Raw genomic sequence first — 14,377 nt, 5'->3', positions numbered from 1 at the left:
AGAGAGAGCTCTTCCCTCATGACGACTCCCTTCCAGTGGCTGGCCGCCCGGGTCGGCTTCGAGCGCGGCGCCCTGCGGCTGGCCGCGAGCGCGGCGCTGGCGACCAGCCTGATGATCATCGTGACCGGCGGCGTCGTCCGGCTGACCGGGTCCGGGCTGGGCTGCGACGGATGGCCGCGCTGCTCCGACAACGGTTTCGCCGCCACTCCCGAGCTGGGGGTGCACGGCGCGATCGAGTTCTCCAACCGGGTGTTGTCCGGGGTCGTGTGCGTCGCCGTCGGCTGGCTCATCGTCGTCTCCCGGTTGCAGCGCCGCTCCGTGCCCGCGCTGACGCGGTGGGGGTGGGTGCAGTTCTGGATCGTCATCCTGAACGCGGTCGTCGGCGGGCTCACCGTGTGGGCTCGGCTGAGCCCGTACCTCGTCGCCGCGCACTTCCTGGCCGCCATGTTGTTCCTGACCGCCACCACGGTCGTCTGGCACAAGACCCGGCTGCTCGACCGTCCCGCACGGCCTCTCGCCGCGCCGGTGGGCCGCCTGCCGGTCGCGTTGCTCGCCACCGTGGCGGTGCTGGTCGTGTTCGGCACGATCGTCACCGGCACCGGACCGCACGCGGGCGACTCCTCCGACGTGCCGCGCATGCCGTTCAACTGGACGGTGATGACCTGGCTGCACGGGGCCGCCGCCACCCTCGCCTTCGGCCTCGCCGTCGCCTTGTGGCTCCGGACGCGGCGCGACCCGCGCTCGGCCGCGCACCGGCGTACGACGCTGTTCCTCGTCGCGCTCCTCGCCCAGGGGCTCGTCGGCCTGACGCAGGTCGCGACGGACCTCGCCGAGGTCGTCATCCTCGCCCACCTGCTCGGCTCGGCGTTCGTGTGGGTGGGCGCGGTACGCGTACTCCTCGACACCCGGACCCCGGCGGACGTGGGGGAGACGCAGCTCCGGCTGGTCCACGCGCTCCGCTAGCGGTACGGCCCCGCGCGGGCGCTCGGTGCCTGGCCCCCGCCCCTAGGTCGCGCGTGGTCATGTCCTGCCGGACTCCTTGCGGAGGAGGTCGGCGAGCGTGTCCGGGTCCGCGGCGGCCACGCCCTTGGCGGCGAACCAGGTGGCCACGTTGCGGGCGTCCCGGTCCAGGAACGACGGGCCCGCCGGGTGGGCGATCACGTCCACGATCTGCGGCAGGTCGATGATCACCAGCCGCCCTTCGTGCACCAGCAGGTTGTACGGCGACAGGTCCCCGTGCGCCAGCCCCTCCCCGGCCAAGGTCACCATGGCCTCCACGAGCTGCTTCCACAGGTCGTCGAGGCCGTCGGAGACCTGGGCCAGGCGCGGGGCGGCGTACCCGTCGGGGGTGCCGACGAACTCCTGAAGGATCTCCGTCCCCACGATCTGCACCGGGTACGGCACCGGCACCCCCAGCTCCCAGAGCCGGCAGAGCGCCTCGAACTCGGCGACGGCCCACTGCGCGGCGATCACCTGCTTGCCGAAGGCGGTGCGGTTGGCCATGGCCCGGTTCATCCGGCTCTCGCGGGCCCTGCGGCCCTCCAGGTAGCCGGAGTCCCGGTGGAACAGGCGGTGCTCGGACGAGCGGTAGCGCTTGGCGGCCAGAAGGCAGACCCGGTCGGTGCCGGGCACCCCTCGCGAGATCAGGTGGACGTCGGCCTCTTTGCCGGTCTTGAGCAGGCCGTGCTCGGTGTCGACGGCGGCCAGCTCGGTGACCAGCCAGTCGGGGTACGGCTTCGGGCCCTTCTCGGTGGGCGTGCTCTGGTCCCAGGTGGACCAGCGGTCGCCCTCGGGCGGGCCGTCATCGGTCTCAGGGGTGCTTTCGAGCCATTCGATGTCGTCGGCGTCGAGCGCGAACTTGCCACGGCTGCGGTGTTGCGAGTGCTTGGGCACGGTGGGATGTCTCCAGGTTTGAGGCCCACCGGCTCGCCGAGCGGATCAGGTCAGCGAACGCCTGGTGGGAAGGTCTGAGGGCGCGGAAAACGGCACGCGGGCAACGGTCGTCACGGTCTCAGCCTCCCTTCGCGTCGCTGCGATCAACGCGGCCGAGTATGCCGCGCCCGGCACGACCCCCGCAACCGAATAAGCGGTGGCCCGAAAATTGCCGTGCGACCCGATCTGACCACCTTGTACGGTGCGGACATGCGGCGATGCGAGATGTGCGGACACTGGGAGCCCGCCGGCGCGCCGGACTGCGAGCGCTGCGCCGGCCTGGTGGACGAGCTGGTCGAGGAGGGCTGGCACGCCTTCCTGCGCCAGGAGTTCGGCGACGTGGAGCCGCAGGACGAACGGCTCATCGCCCGCATGGTGGTGGACGAGCCCGACCGGCACCCCTGGCGGGTGGTGGACGCCGCCTACGACCGCCTGACGTGCGCCGAGTGCGGCGGCAGGCTGAGCCGCGGCCCGGCCGGATGTGCCCCCTGCGACCTGGCCAACGGGTTCCGCTACTCGGCCGTCGAGATCGACCGTCCCGGGGTCCCGCCCGGCAACGAGCACGCGCTGCGGGTCAACGTGGCCGTGACGCGCCGCCCGTACGGGATCTCGGCCTCGGAGGTGCTGGTGCGCCGGCTGTCGCTGCCGGTGCTGATCGAGGGCCGGCTGCCGACGACTGCCCAGGCCCAGGCCACCAAGGCGCTGGTCAGGAGGGGCGTCACTGAGGCGGAGCTGGCCGCGCTGATCTACGAGGGGTGGGGCCGGGCCTGATTTGCTGCTGCGTTCCTCGAAGGGTGAGCGTCTTCTTGCTGGTCCGTCGCTCTGAGTAGAGACATGTGCATGGCAGGAGGGCTGTGCCCATGCCGATGCGGGTCGCCGACGGCACCGCACTGACGACGACCGCCCCGTCCCGCAACAGTGCCTGCCACCAGAAATTCCTCCAACAGCGCGAGGACGATCCATCCCCACCGGTGCCTCCTGGCTCAGCAGACGGGGATGGGGTGCGTTCTTGTTGAAGAACGTCCGCGCCTCCGAGAAGACCGGCACGCGGCCGGAGCACGCCGACAAGGTCACTGTCGGTGCCCACGTTCAGTTGTCGGATCACGCCTTCGATACCGATCTTGGTGGTACGGAATCATCTGGAGAGGAAACTCCGTAGCCGACCCCGTTCCATGCAACCCATGTCCGGCCTGGCGGCATCTCCTCTGATGTGAAGCCATCTATCTGGGAGCCCCATGAGCCTCGATGAGGAGTACAGCGCCTATGTGAGGGGCCGGCTGTCCTGGTTGCGGAAGATCGCTTACGCGTTGTGCCAGGACTGGCACCGCGCGGACGACCTGGTACAGACAGCGATAACCCGGCTCTACGTCAAATGGCGAAAGGCGCGGGCGGCCGACGACCTCGACGCCTACGTACGGGTGATGCTGATCCGGGTCTTCCTCGCCGAACAGCGAAGGGGCTGGTTCTCGCGGGTACGACTGACGTCCGCGGTGTCCGACCGGCTGCTCGAAGGCGGCGACCGGGACATGGCAATGGATATCCATCGCGCCCTCACCGCCGTCCCTCCGCGCCAGCGCGCCACTCTCGTCCTGCGTTTTCATTGCGATCTGAGTGTGGAGCAGACCGCCCACATGTTGGGCTGCTCCAGCGGAACCGTCAAGAGCCAGACCGCCCGCGGCCTCGCCACCTTACGCGCGATGCTCGGCGAGCCGGAATCCCGTCTAGCACGTGCGGAGGAATGCTGATGGATGGCAAGCAGGTGTTCGACTCGTTGGCGCGCGAGGAGCAGCCGCCTACCGCCGTGGACGTGAACCATGCCATTGCGGCAGGACGCGCCATGCGCAGACGTCGTCGTGCGGCCGTCGCCGCGATCACGGCGGCGGGGACGGTCGCGGCCGTCGTCGCGGCCTGGACGGTCGGCCCGTGGCCGGGGCAGCGGGACGCCGTCGCTGTGCCCGCCGCGCCGGCCGCTACGGCCAAGCCGTCCGCCACAGCCACGCCACGGCCCACCTACAAGGGATTCGCGGAACTGAAGAAGAAGTATCCCCCCAAGGGAAAGATCGCCTCCGTGCCACCGCTTGTCATGTGGCTGAGCGACGCGCCCCGCAAGAAAGGGCCCGTCCTTTGCGAGAGCGGGCCGAACGGTAGCTCCTGCTCCGGATTTCCGCCACTCGCCGCCGACGAGTTCGCCCGCAGGCAGGGCAGGCTTCGCGGTGTAGACGTCTGGCTCGGTGTGTCGAAGGACGTCGTTCACGGGATGACGGCTGTCACAAAGGACGGGAGAAAGCTGCCGGGGAACCTCACACGAGGTGTCGGAGCGGGGCTCGGGGTGTGGGCCGTGGAGTATCCCTCCGGAGCCGACGTGCGGAAACTCGTCTTCACCGGCGCCAAGGGGGAGGTCCTGCAGCGAATCCCACTCTAGTGACGAGCCTGATGGTCCACCGACCATACGCCCTGAACGACGCTGCCCAAGACCGCCAGATCGAGATGGCACTCCTGCTTCTCCACGTCGAAAATCACCCGGAGAAAGATCTGGTAGTGCTTTGGCCTCGGGCAACGCGGCCGCTCGGAACGGCCGCAGGCCCTCCGTCGGGGCCGCGGAGGCGATCGTGTGGCGGCCCAGGCAGTCGAGGTGGGCGTCGCCCAGCGGGGGCAGCCGCGCCACGTCCTCGTCCTTGACCGGCACACCCTGGGCACGCAACTGGTTCACGATCGCCGACAGATACCGCGAGTCGATCTCAACCGAAATGATCTTGAAGGTTGGGCTCAGGCGGGTGATCGGCGCGCAGGGTCGCGGAGCGTGCGGCGAAGATTCTCGACCCGGGGTTCATCCAGGTGCCGGCAGGCGGCCTCGATGGTGCCGAACAGTTCTTCGACCAAAGGCGTCAGCGAGGCCCGGACCTCGCTGGTGCCCTCCCCCGCGAGCAGTCGGTGCCGGAACTCCCCGTCCAGCACCCGGTCGATGGCCGATGCGAGTGCCGCCACCAACCTCGGGCGTAGCGGATCTTCCTGCGGCGGCATGTCCTCGGCCAAGGTGGCGGCGAGAAGTTCTTCTCGCTCCCGGCGCAACTCCAGTTCCCTGCCGCGCAGTGCAGGGCTGGCGTCCATGGTCCGCTGGTACTCGACGCTCTGCACGAGCAGGCCGGCGACGTGATAGTCGCTGAGCAGCCGCAGGTAGCCGCGGGCCAGAGCCTGTGCGATCGATTCGTCGTCTCGCCGGCTCCTGATGGCCGCGCTCGGTGCTGCCACAAAGCTGTCGCGCTCCTGGAAGAAGAGGTCCTCCTTCGTCGGGAAGTGGTTGAAGACCGTCTGGACCGCCATGTCGGCCTCCCTGGCCACATCGGCGATGGTGACGGCGTCGAATCCCCGCGCGAGGAAGAGCCGCATCGCTGCCTCGCCGATGGCCTGCCGCGTCTGGTGCTTCTTGCGGTCCCGCCGACTCGTCATCTCGCTCATGGGCCAAGCGTACGAGCTCTTGCGGCGGTCGATACATAAATAGTGTGACTCTATTCGTGTATCGACAACGTCAATGTAGTCACTACACTCATGGCACGTCTCCAATCATCGTGAGAGGTAAGCGTGACGACATCGAAGCGACACTGGGCCCTGCCGCGCGTTCTCATCGCCCTGGTGGCGGTCGAGACCGCCCTGGGGGCGCTCCTGTTCGACCTGGTCCTCCATGACACGGCCCACGAGCACATGTACAACCCGGCCTGGCCCCCACACGCCAAGTTCCACGACGCGCAGTACATCGTCACGTCGCTGGCTCTCGGACTGCTCGCCCTGCTCTTGCTGGTCCGCCGCCATGGGGACACGCACTCCCGCCTGCTGTGGTCGGCAGGCATCGTGGCCGTACCGTGGGCCGGCATGTTCCCCGCGCTGCTGTTCCCCGGCACAGCCACGTACGACCCGGAATTCAAGGACGAAACCCAGTTCGTTCTCGGCTTGCACGGCCAGCTGTTCATGGCCGCCGTCACTTGCGCGGTCCTCGCCATCGCGGTGATCCTCGCCGTGACGCGCCGCCGCCAGGTCACGTCGTGAGGCTGTTCGTCTTCGGCGCGAGCGGTGGCCTCGGCGCGCGGTTGCTCGACCAGGCACTCGGCTCCGGCCACCGCGTCACCGCCGTAGCACGTACCCCCGAATCGATCCCCGGCCATGCCCGCCTGACGATCCTGTCGGGCAATGTGCTGGAACCTCATGGCTGGCGCCGGGTGCTCGCCGGCCACGACGCGGTGCTGTCGTGCCTCGGAAGCGCCGATCGACGTCCCACGACCGTCTACTCGCAAGGTATGACCGGCATCATCGCGGCCATGCGGGACAGCGGAGTGCGCCGACTGACCTGCGTCACCTCAGCCAGTCTCAGCCTGCCCCCGACCGCACCACTGAGCCGGCGACTGCTGATCGGCGGTGTGGTCCGGCCGCTGTACCGCCACCTCTACACCGATATGACCAAGATGGAGGACATAGTCACCACCAGCGACCTGGACTGGACCATCGTCCGACCGCCGAAGCTGACCGACGGCGAGCTCACCCGCGAGTACCGGACAGCCGCCAACCAGCACCTGCCACGCCCGCGTACCCTGTCACGTGCCGATCTCGCGCACTACATGCTCAACCATCTCGATGATCAGACGAGCTGGCGGTCCACCATCGAGATATCCCGCTGACCTACGCCCTGAGCATCATCACGCCGGCTCGTATCGCTCAAGGCGGCGGCGCAGCTGCCGGCCGGTGCTCGGCCCGCTCCTCGGCCTGTCCGCGGACGGTTGTGATGCCGCGCAGGTCGACCACCGCACGGTCCCGGCCACGGAGCAGGAACTTTGCGCGGAAGTGGTGCTGCCCGAGCTGGTGCGGCCCGGCATCCAACTCGTCCATCACCGGTTCGGGTCCGTGGTCGATCAGGACTGCTGGTGGGTGATGTCGACCATCCAGGTGATCCCGAACCGGTCCACGAGCGAGCCGGCCTCGTCCCCCCACGACTGCTTCTCCAAGGGCAACGTCACGGTGCCGCCGACGGACAGCCTCTCGAAGTAGCCCCGGAGTTGGACGTCGTCGCCGCCGAGGAAGATCGCAGCGTTGTTGCCCGGGGTGTGGGTCATCTCTTCCCGTACGTCCCAGCCCATCAGCGTGTAGCCGTCCGGGGTGCGGAGCGTGGCGTGCATGATCTTGTCGGCGGGTGCGTCCGGCGAGCCGAACTCGGCGTACGTGCCCATCTCCAGCTCTCCGCCCAAGACGTCGCGGTAGAACTCCATCGCCTGCCGGGCGTTCCCGTTGAAAGCGAGGCACGGGTTGAGTTGGGACCCCATCTGACGCTCCTTCGTGGTGAATTGCGAACGGCCAGGACCGCAGCAGCGGGCATGCGCGGATATCCGGACCTGGCAGTGACCGACCGCCGGGGTGCGGGCTCCCGCGGGAACTGCTCGCGCGCCTGAACCCGTTAAGCCTCCCAACGAATTACGACATCCTGTGTCGTGTATTGCCGTCAGGCTCTCCATTGCGCGCCGACCGGTTGGTTTCGATGGTCCGGCTGCTGCGGCAGGCGCGGTATCGGTCGTTCCCAGACATCGGGCGCGAGGAGTTGATCAAGTACTTCACGCCGACCTCGTGCGAGCACGCGTTCTTGGATGCGCCGGGTCGGGGCCGGAAGCGCGCTCGGGACTGGCCGTACAACTGTGCACGTTGGTGCGGTCAGCAGGTATGGCCCGCTCTGCCACAGGGGCGTTGACCACTCAGAGTGTCGAGCACCTGCCGGCGCGGCCCACGCGAGCGGCGCCGGTTCCTGGCCACGGTGGGTCGCCGCTCGACGGTTCAGGGGCTGGAACGGCGTGAGGAGCGCCGTTCCCCGATCCTGCTCGCGCTGGTCGCTTCGGAGCCGGGATCGTGTTGCCGCTCGTGATCGGCCACCTGCCGGCGCGCTTCGCGATGGGCCCGGCAGCCGGCGTTTGACACCCGTACGAGGCGCTGGACGGCGAGCCGACGCTTGGGGTGCTCAGCGTTCACGGCGGTGCTCCCAGGAACGGTGAGATGGCTTCAGAACAAGGCCACATCAGCTGAGCAGGGCGAAAGTGTCGGCGGTACCGGTCGGGTCGCTCCGGACTGAGACGTCCGGGGCGACCCGACCGGCCGCGCCCGTCTTAGCGGGAGCCTCACCTCAACCCGGCCTCCTGCGACCACGCCGACCAGCGCTGCGAGGTCGGAGAGGGCTCACGGGGACGGAAAGCCGCTCAGCAGTACTTGATGCCGCGGTAGGAACCGTCGTTCCAGCTCAGTAGGGCCATTTCGCCGTGATCGAGGTACACGCACGCCGGGTCGGGCCCGCTCTTCACGTCGATGGTGAATCCCCTGTTGAATTCCCAGCCGCAGTACATGATGATCGCCCATCCGGTGTTGCCCGACCACCCTCTGTCCAGCAGGCCCACATTGGCCCAGCCGCGGTCCGAACACTGGTCCAGGGCCGATGCGGAACCGGCCGACGCGGGACCGGCCCCGATGACTCCGGCCACGGCTGCGGCCGTGGTGAACGCCAAGCTCAGAGCGGCGATCTTGGTTTTGACGGTTGTCATGTTCATCTCCTTCGATTCGTGAACAGCCCATGTCGATGGGCGCTGTCAGGACAGCCTTGATCTGCGAGTTGAGGCGGAGACGGCTGAGATGGGGAGCCACGCGCATGGGGTGGCGGTCCACTCGTGGCGGGCGATCGGCACGCCGGATGGATGTCAGTGGTTACGCCGCGATCTACGCTCCGGGCTGTGATGAGCGTCGAGCGAGGGTGATCCCAGCGATGCCGGGACTGCGCTTCCAGATGGCTGAGAAGTTCTCCGAGCGTCGGGAGAAGAGGTGAACTTTCGCCTCAACTCTCGCATGATCGACCGCGTCACGTGTTAGGGCTGGGCGCACGTCTTGTTGCGACTGAACGCACGGACCAAACCTTGCGGGTCAACGGGGCCGCAGCCGAAGTGAGGTCCAGCGATGGCCTGCGCACCACCAACGCGGACTCCGCTGTTGCTCGGGCTCACGCGCCGGGGCGCTCGCGTGGCGGGCTGACCACCAAGACGCATCCGGCCCCAGGAGGCCCGCCGTAAGGCCAAGGGGTCGAAGGGGCCACGCGCCCGCTTTCGATCCCGCGCTCTACCGGCTGCGCGCCATGCCGTGGAATTCCGTGGCCGGAGAGGGCGACCGCCGCCGAGGCAGGGCACACCAGCCCGCGTTGACCTTCGAGTTGGTTGAAGCTCGATGATGGCCGGGTGCCGAACTCTGAGTTGATGCCGATCGGGGTCTTCGCCCAACATAGCGGTCTGACCTCGAGCGCTTTGCGGTTCTACGCCGACTCCGGCCTGCTTCCGCCCGCCAAGGTCGACCCCGTCTCGGGCTACCGCTACTACAGCGCCGACCAGGTGGCCCGGGCGCGCGAGCTTCGTCAGCTCCGCGAGATCGCCATGCCACTCACCGTTGTCGAGGCGGTCCTCGACGCCGAGCCCGATGAAGCGTCCCGGCTGATCGACGAGCACGTCACGATGGTTCTCGGGGACGCGGTGGCGGTACAGCAGAAGGCAGCCCTGATCAAGGCGTCGCTCGCGTCCGCACCAGGTCTGCGGGTTGCCGCGCTGAAGGGCCCCGTGCTGGCTGACGCGATCGAGCAGGTTCTGACCGCGACCGCATGCGATCCGTGGATGCCCGTACTACGAGGGCTGCGCGTGGAGGCGACCCATGAATCCGTCACACTGACCGCGACCGACCGCTACCGTCTCTCGACCCGGACCCTGGTCCCCGCCGAACCGGCGGCCGCGGCCTGGGCGGCCACGGTCGACGGTGACGAACTGCGAGCCGCAGTCGCCGAGCTGCGCCGTAGCGCGCTGGTGCGAGTCGAAGCGACGCCGTACGGAATCTGGCTGCGCATGGCGGACCGGGCGGACCGGCACTGTCGGCTGCTGACGGAGGAGTTCCCCGACCACCGGCTGATGCTCGCGTCGTTGTCCGAGGTCACGACCCGCGTGATGGCCACGAAGGATCTCCTCCTGCGAGCTCTCGAAGAGCATCCGGGCGCGCGGATCTCGCTGCGCGTGACCGATCACGGCTTGAACGTTCTGAGGACCGATGGCCGGAGCCCCGACCACCCGCTACCGGCCACCGTGACGGGCCGCAATCTCCAGATCTCCTTCGAGCTGACCACGCTCTATCCGGCCGTCAGCACCGCCATCGGCTCCGACGTACTGCTCGACCTGCGAGGACCCGACCAGCCCGTCACGATCCGCTCAGCCGACCGCGGCGACCTCACCACGTTGGCCATGCCCATCGAACCCGACCATTCCGCCTGAGACAGAGGACACCTACTTCCATGACCGACGCCTCCATCAGCCCCGACCCGACCATGGCAGCCATCGGCCAGGCCGTCGCAGAAGGACAGACCGGCGACACCGCCTCCGCTCGCCGAAAGCTCCTGGACCTCTGGTCCGTGATCGGTGTCACCGGCGACCCGCTGCACCGCTGCACCCTCGCCCACTACCTGGCAGACCTCTACGACGACCCCGCCACGGCCCTGGCCTGGGACATCCGGGCCTTGGACGCCGCCGACGCCGTGACCGAGCAGCGCGTCCAGGAGCATCATGCCGGTCTTCACGTCGCGGGCTTCTACCCGTCTCTGCACCTCAACCTTGCCGACAACTACCGCCGGCTGGCGTCGTTCGACGCCGCCACCGAACACATTGACGCGGCCAAGGAACATGCCCCCAACCTTCCCCAGGACGCCTACGGCGCCATGTTGCGTGCCGCCATCGAGCAGGTGGCCGAGGCCATCACCCGGCGGGACACCGCCAAGCGAGCCTCCGCCCACACCGCATGACGCACGTCCTCGGCCGGCACGCTCCTGCCCAAGGGCCAGACCGACGTTGTCCCTTCCGGGCGAAGTTGTCGGAAAGGGCGCCGGTAGACAACACGGCGCCGGTCGGTGTCGACCAGCCTGTTCAGCAAATGGCCGCATACACGTGCCGTCAACGTCGGCGCCGCCGACTCTCCGGCCACCTATGGCGAGTTGCCCTGCAGGTCCAGGTTGAATTCGTGTCTCCTCAGCTGGCAGAGGCGCAGGGACCGCTGCGGGAGGAAGCCGAGCATGCGGATGAGTGTCGAGAGGATCACCGTGTGGACCAGTTCGATGGGCATGAAACCGATGAAGGCCCATAGGGGTGATGTCGCGAGCAGCCACGTCGCGCACTGCCGCGCCAGGTAGCGCGAACCGAGCAAGTCGTCGCGTGCCCACCAGCGATAGGTGTAGGGCAGGCGCTTGTGGAACAGGCGATACAGCGCCCAGTGCCCCAGCGGCGGGCGTTCGCGCAGGCGCAGGGCGATACCGCCATGTACGACGTCGAGTGAGTCACGCAGGGTCGGCCTGGTTTGCTGCGGCTTGGCCAGGTCCAGCAGCGTGCCGATCAGCTCCTCGCCCCGCGTCTGCCGATATCGGAGCGGGTAGGCCCGCGCGAGGAGCCGGCAGTGGCGTTCGTAGGCATCCATGATCACCTCCCGGGCTGGAGTCGTGCGCCGAGGCGGTGCCGGCCGTCCACGACCTCTTCGCCGACCACACGGGCGAGCCCCGCTTCGGTGAGGCGGTCAAGCGCGCCATAGAGAGTGCCCGCCCCGAGGCGTACACGGTCCTCCGACAGCTCGCGTACGGCTTTGATCACGCCGTAACCGTGCAGTGGGCCGTCGGAAAGGGCCAGCAGCACGAGGTAGCTCTGTTCGCGTAGTGGCATATCCGAATCACCTGACCGGGGCGCCGCTTGCGGGAGAACCACAAACGGCCTTGTCGTGGCGCTCGCGGTTGGCCCGGGTGACAGTCGTGTCCAGGTGACCGGGCCGGCGATGCCCCGGGGCGGCGGCGAACGTGGTCGGGGGCTGGGTGGCCGCCGGCGGCCGGGGGCGGGCGCTTGGCCGGCTCAGGGGTCGGTCAGGAGTGGTCGTTGCGCTGTTGCATCGAGCGGCGGTAGAGCTCGTCGATCTGGTCCAGCGGGTCCGGCGGGCGGCGGCGGGCCTCGATCTCCAGCTCCGTCCGCGCGTGCAGGTCGTCGATGCCCGACGACGTGTGGTGCATCTGGTCGCCCAGGAGGTCGGCGCGGATGCGGGCGCACATGGCGGTCAGCTTGGCCTGGTGCCCGCGCAGCTGGTCGAGGGCGGCATGGTCGATGTACGGCGACACGCGGCGCTGCTGGGCGTACATGCCGAGCTGGCCGTCGTGCACGTCGGCCTGGGCCGACAGGTCGGCTATGAGCCGGGGCAGGTCGCCGAGACCCCACCCGCGCTGCTGGGCCTGCTCGACGGCCTGGCGGGTGAGGGCAACCTCGCGGCGCAGGTCGAGCCGGAGGCGTTCGACCTCGGCCGCGTCGCCGGTGCCCATGGCGTTGACGTGCGTGGTCAGCCGGGTGGTGGCCTGCCGGGCCTTCTTGGCGGCCTTCTTGCCCAGCTTGACCAGCAGGTAGACGCCCACGCCGGTCAGCAGCAGGAGGAACGCCAGGACGGCCAGCACGATGACAAGGAACTCGCTGATCTCCGCCACCTCCCGTGGATTCGTTGTCTAGAAGGATAGTTCGACGGGCGAGGGGTTCAACGCCCGGCGGGGATCGCGGGTTCCGCCGAGTGGGCCGAGCAAGCTCTTGATCGGGGACGCGGGCACGTGTTTCAGTGCTCATGTTCGGTCGTCTCGGATGAGGGGTACGCGTGCTCGACGGCAAGGTAGTGATCATCACGGGCGGTGCCAGGGGGATGGGGGCGGCCACGGCACGCAGGTGCGCGGCGGGCGGCGCCCGGGTCGTGCTGACCGACGTGCTCACCGAGGAGGGAACGGCCACCGCGAAGGAGGTCGGCGGCACGTTCGTCCCCCACGACGTGACGGATCCCGGGCAATGGGACACCGTGGTGGCCGCGGCCGTGGAGGCGTACGGGCGGCTCGACGGCCTCGTGAACAACGCGGGCATCGCCACCGCGCACACCATCGAACAGCAATCGCTGGACGACTTCGAGCGGGTGCTCCGGGTGAACCTGGTCGGTGTGTTCCTTGGGCTCAAGTCCGTGGTGGCCGCCATGCGGGCGTCCGGCGGCGGCGCCGTGGTGAACCTCTCCTCGGTCGCGGGGCTGACCGCGCTGCCCGGCACAGGCGGGTACGGTGCGTCCAAGTGGGGCGTACGCGGCCTGACCAAGATCGCGGCGCTGGAGTTCGCCCGCGACCGGATCAGGGTGAACTCGGTGCATCCCGGGATGATCGTCACCCCGATGACGACCGCGTTCGGAGCGGTCTCCGGCGAGGGCACGTTCCCGCTGGCCGCCGCCGGGCGGTGGGGCGAGCCCGAGGAGGTCGCCGAGGCCATCGTGTTCCTGCTGTCCGACGCGGCCTCGTACGTCACGGGCGCCGAACTGGCGATCGACGGCGGCTGGACGGCGGGCGAGACCGCGCTGCTCGGCCCGCCACCGGGCCGGGCCGCGGCCGCGCCGGAGGAGAAGGGGGCCGGAGATGGCCGTTGACGAGCCGACCCGCGCGGTCATCGACCTGATGAGCGAGTTCTTCCCCAAGGGGCAGGGGCCGTGGGACCCGGTCGAGGCGCGGCGGGTGCTGGCCTCGGTCCCGGCTCCCGAGCCGCTGCCCCTGGACCGGGTCGAGGAGCGCGACGCCGCGGGCGTGCCCGTACGCGTCTACTGGCCGCCGGAGACCGGGCCCGCGGACGACACACCGGCGGGGACGGCAGCGCGGCCCCTGGTCGTGTACTTCCACGGCGGCGGGTTCACGCTGGGGTCGCTGGACAGCCATGACGGCGTCTGCCGCCAGATCTGCGCGGGGGCCGGGGCGGTCGTGGTCGCCGCCGACTACCGGCTCGCGCCCGAGCACCCCTACCCGGCCGCCGTCGAGGACGCCCTCGCCGTCACGCGCTGGGCCGCCGAGCACGCGGACGCGCTCGGCGCCGATCCGGGGGCGCTGGTGGTGGCGGGCGACAGCGCGGGCGGCAACCTGGCCACCGTCACCTGCCTGCGGGCGCGGGAGGAGGGCGGGCCGCCGATCGTGCTGCAGGTGCTGGTCTACCCCGCCACGGACGCCACCCGCCACTGGCCCTCGTACGACCAGAACGGCGAGGGATATTTCCTGACCACGGCGCACATGCGGTGGTTCTGGGACTGCTACCAGCCCGACGAAGGGCGGCGCGGGGAGCCGTACGGCTCGCCTCTGGGCGCGGACGTGCGCGGGCTGCCGCCGGCGCTGGTGATCACGGCCGGGCACGACCCCCTGCGCGACGAGGGCGAGGCGTACGCCCGCCACCTGCGCCACTCCGGCGTCGAGACCGAGAGCATCCGGTACGAGGGCCTGTTCCACGGCTTCTTCGGCACGGGCCCGATCCTGCCCGCGGCCGGCGACGCCATGGACCGCGTGTGCGCCGCCATCCGCGCCCTCAAATAGCGCCCAAATAAAGGG

18 protein-coding genes are annotated in these 14,377 nt (G+C 69.3%); 10 read left to right on the top strand and 8 right to left on the bottom strand.

Going from position 1 to position 14,377, the window contains the following annotated elements:
- The first annotated feature begins 18 nt into the window (after positions 1 to 18).
- Positions 19 to 963 (top strand): COX15/CtaA family protein, encoded by a 945-nt coding sequence (locus tag IEZ27_RS43590; RefSeq protein ID WP_189652609.1) that lies wholly within the window; start codon positions 19 to 21, stop codon positions 961 to 963.
- A gap of 57 nt (positions 964 to 1,020) precedes the next feature.
- Here the strand turns inward: IEZ27_RS43590 and IEZ27_RS43585 are convergent, their stop codons facing one another.
- Entirely contained in the window at positions 1,021 to 1,893 is an 873-nt protein-coding gene (locus IEZ27_RS43585) for a serine protein kinase RIO (protein ID WP_189652608.1), read from the bottom strand.
- A 249-nt stretch (positions 1,894 to 2,142) separates the two neighbouring features.
- Between IEZ27_RS43585 and IEZ27_RS43580 the strand changes: the two genes are divergently transcribed.
- The 3 genes from IEZ27_RS43580 to IEZ27_RS43570 all read left to right on the top strand — a co-directional run bounded on the left by IEZ27_RS43580 (position 2,143) and on the right by IEZ27_RS43570 (position 4,354).
- Positions 2,143 to 2,703, top strand: a complete 561-nt coding sequence (locus tag IEZ27_RS43580) for a hypothetical protein (protein ID WP_229824864.1) — start codon at positions 2,143 to 2,145, stop codon at positions 2,701 to 2,703.
- 464 nt (positions 2,704 to 3,167) lie between these two features.
- Positions 3,168 to 3,677: a SigE family RNA polymerase sigma factor gene (locus tag IEZ27_RS43575; protein ID WP_189652607.1), complete on the top strand. Its 510-nt coding sequence runs from the start codon at positions 3,168 to 3,170 to the stop codon at positions 3,675 to 3,677.
- The gene (locus IEZ27_RS43570) at positions 3,677 to 4,354 is read left to right on the top strand and encodes a hypothetical protein (protein ID WP_189652606.1); all 678 of its coding nucleotides are present in this window, start codon (positions 3,677 to 3,679) and stop codon (positions 4,352 to 4,354) included. Before IEZ27_RS43575 ends, IEZ27_RS43570 begins: the two co-directional genes overlap by 1 nt.
- 344 nt (positions 4,355 to 4,698) lie before the next feature.
- Here IEZ27_RS43570 and IEZ27_RS43565 read toward each other — a convergent pair whose 3' ends face one another.
- Positions 4,699 to 5,388 carry a TetR/AcrR family transcriptional regulator gene (locus tag IEZ27_RS43565; RefSeq protein WP_189652605.1) on the bottom strand — a complete coding sequence of 230 codons (690 nt, stop codon included), beginning with the start codon at positions 5,386 to 5,388 and terminating at the stop codon, positions 4,699 to 4,701.
- 123 nt (positions 5,389 to 5,511) lie between these two features.
- Between IEZ27_RS43565 and IEZ27_RS43560 the strand changes: the two genes are divergently transcribed.
- Positions 5,512 to 5,973, top strand: a complete 462-nt coding sequence (locus IEZ27_RS43560) for a DUF6640 family protein (protein WP_229824863.1) — start codon at positions 5,512 to 5,514, stop codon at positions 5,971 to 5,973.
- Positions 5,970 to 6,599 (top strand): NAD(P)-dependent oxidoreductase, encoded by a 630-nt coding sequence (locus IEZ27_RS43555; RefSeq protein ID WP_229824862.1) that lies wholly within the window; start codon positions 5,970 to 5,972, stop codon positions 6,597 to 6,599. Before IEZ27_RS43560 ends, IEZ27_RS43555 begins: the two co-directional genes overlap by 4 nt.
- A 37-nt stretch (positions 6,600 to 6,636) precedes the next feature.
- Here the strand turns inward: IEZ27_RS43555 and IEZ27_RS43550 are convergent, their stop codons facing one another.
- The 3 genes from IEZ27_RS43550 to IEZ27_RS43540 form a co-directional block, all read right to left on the bottom strand.
- The gene (locus IEZ27_RS43550) at positions 6,637 to 6,807 is read right to left on the bottom strand and encodes a DUF4186 family protein (protein WP_229824861.1); all 171 of its coding nucleotides are present in this window, start codon (positions 6,805 to 6,807) and stop codon (positions 6,637 to 6,639) included.
- 23 nt (positions 6,808 to 6,830) lie between these two features.
- Positions 6,831 to 7,238, bottom strand: coding sequence for a VOC family protein (locus IEZ27_RS43545; protein ID WP_189652604.1), 408 nt, complete (start codon positions 7,236 to 7,238; stop codon positions 6,831 to 6,833).
- 918 nt (positions 7,239 to 8,156) lie between these two features.
- On the bottom strand, positions 8,157 to 8,495 hold the full coding sequence (locus tag IEZ27_RS43540; protein WP_189652603.1) for a hypothetical protein: 339 nt from the start codon (positions 8,493 to 8,495) through the stop codon (positions 8,157 to 8,159).
- A 660-nt stretch (positions 8,496 to 9,155) separates the two neighbouring features.
- Here IEZ27_RS43540 and IEZ27_RS43535 point away from each other — a divergent pair.
- Together IEZ27_RS43535 and IEZ27_RS43530 are read left to right on the top strand one after the other, a co-directional pair.
- Positions 9,156 to 10,247 (top strand): DNA polymerase III subunit beta family protein, encoded by a 1,092-nt coding sequence (locus IEZ27_RS43535; RefSeq protein WP_229824860.1) that lies wholly within the window; start codon positions 9,156 to 9,158, stop codon positions 10,245 to 10,247.
- 20 nt (positions 10,248 to 10,267) lie between these two features.
- A complete protein-coding gene (locus tag IEZ27_RS43530; RefSeq protein ID WP_189652602.1) occupies positions 10,268 to 10,771 on the top strand; it encodes a hypothetical protein in 504 nt (167 codons plus the stop codon).
- Positions 10,772 to 10,950: 179 nt separating this feature from the next.
- Here the strand turns inward: IEZ27_RS43530 and IEZ27_RS43525 are convergent, their stop codons facing one another.
- The 3 genes from IEZ27_RS43525 to IEZ27_RS43515 form a co-directional block, all read right to left on the bottom strand.
- On the bottom strand, positions 10,951 to 11,436 hold the full coding sequence (locus tag IEZ27_RS43525; protein ID WP_189652601.1) for a hypothetical protein: 486 nt from the start codon (positions 11,434 to 11,436) through the stop codon (positions 10,951 to 10,953).
- A gap of 2 nt (positions 11,437 to 11,438) precedes the next feature.
- On the bottom strand, positions 11,439 to 11,675 hold the full coding sequence (locus IEZ27_RS43520; RefSeq protein WP_189652600.1) for a PadR family transcriptional regulator: 237 nt from the start codon (positions 11,673 to 11,675) through the stop codon (positions 11,439 to 11,441).
- 194 nt (positions 11,676 to 11,869) lie between these two features.
- Positions 11,870 to 12,475, bottom strand: a complete 606-nt coding sequence (locus IEZ27_RS43515) for a hypothetical protein (protein WP_189652599.1) — start codon at positions 12,473 to 12,475, stop codon at positions 11,870 to 11,872.
- A 161-nt stretch (positions 12,476 to 12,636) separates the two neighbouring features.
- Between IEZ27_RS43515 and IEZ27_RS43510 the strand changes: the two genes are divergently transcribed.
- Together IEZ27_RS43510 and IEZ27_RS43505 are read left to right on the top strand one after the other, a co-directional pair.
- Positions 12,637 to 13,437 carry a glucose 1-dehydrogenase gene (locus IEZ27_RS43510; RefSeq protein ID WP_268246121.1) on the top strand — a complete coding sequence of 267 codons (801 nt, stop codon included), beginning with the start codon at positions 12,637 to 12,639 and terminating at the stop codon, positions 13,435 to 13,437.
- Complete coding sequence (locus IEZ27_RS43505; RefSeq protein ID WP_189652598.1) at positions 13,427 to 14,362, top strand: alpha/beta hydrolase; 936 nt, start codon at positions 13,427 to 13,429, stop codon at positions 14,360 to 14,362. The genes IEZ27_RS43510 and IEZ27_RS43505 overlap by 11 nt, the downstream gene beginning before the upstream one ends.
- The last annotated feature ends 15 nt before the right edge of the window (positions 14,363 to 14,377 follow it).

The organism is Nonomuraea spiralis, assembly GCF_014648435.1.
In the GTDB taxonomy this organism is placed as follows: domain Bacteria; phylum Actinomycetota; class Actinomycetes; order Streptosporangiales; family Streptosporangiaceae; genus Nonomuraea; species Nonomuraea spiralis.
This window is presented reverse-complemented; position numbering and strand designations above follow the sequence as displayed.

What these genes read in the sequence shown, in the direction of transcription:
- IEZ27_RS43520 (WP_189652600.1), bottom strand. Translation starts at nt 11,675, where the DNA reads ATGCCACTACGCGAACAGAGCTACCTCGTGCTGCTGGCCCTTTCCGAC.
- IEZ27_RS43580 (WP_229824864.1), top strand. Translation starts at nt 2,143, where the DNA reads ATGCGGCGATGCGAGATGTGCGGACACTGGGAGCCCGCCGGCGCGCCG.
- IEZ27_RS43545 (WP_189652604.1), bottom strand. Translation starts at nt 7,238, where the DNA reads ATGGGGTCCCAACTCAACCCGTGCCTCGCTTTCAACGGGAACGCCCGG.
- IEZ27_RS43530 (WP_189652602.1), top strand. Translation starts at nt 10,268, where the DNA reads ATGACCGACGCCTCCATCAGCCCCGACCCGACCATGGCAGCCATCGGC.
- IEZ27_RS43525 (WP_189652601.1), bottom strand. Translation starts at nt 11,436, where the DNA reads ATGGATGCCTACGAACGCCACTGCCGGCTCCTCGCGCGGGCCTACCCG.
- IEZ27_RS43540 (WP_189652603.1), bottom strand. Translation starts at nt 8,495, where the DNA reads ATGACAACCGTCAAAACCAAGATCGCCGCTCTGAGCTTGGCGTTCACC.
- IEZ27_RS43550 (WP_229824861.1), bottom strand. Translation starts at nt 6,807, where the DNA reads ATGGACGAGTTGGATGCCGGGCCGCACCAGCTCGGGCAGCACCACTTC.
- IEZ27_RS43570 (WP_189652606.1), top strand. Translation starts at nt 3,677, where the DNA reads ATGGATGGCAAGCAGGTGTTCGACTCGTTGGCGCGCGAGGAGCAGCCG.
- IEZ27_RS43590 (WP_189652609.1), top strand. Translation starts at nt 19, where the DNA reads ATGACGACTCCCTTCCAGTGGCTGGCCGCCCGGGTCGGCTTCGAGCGC.
- IEZ27_RS43505 (WP_189652598.1), top strand. Translation starts at nt 13,427, where the DNA reads ATGGCCGTTGACGAGCCGACCCGCGCGGTCATCGACCTGATGAGCGAG.
- IEZ27_RS43575 (WP_189652607.1), top strand. Translation starts at nt 3,168, where the DNA reads ATGAGCCTCGATGAGGAGTACAGCGCCTATGTGAGGGGCCGGCTGTCC.
- IEZ27_RS43565 (WP_189652605.1), bottom strand. Translation starts at nt 5,388, where the DNA reads ATGAGCGAGATGACGAGTCGGCGGGACCGCAAGAAGCACCAGACGCGG.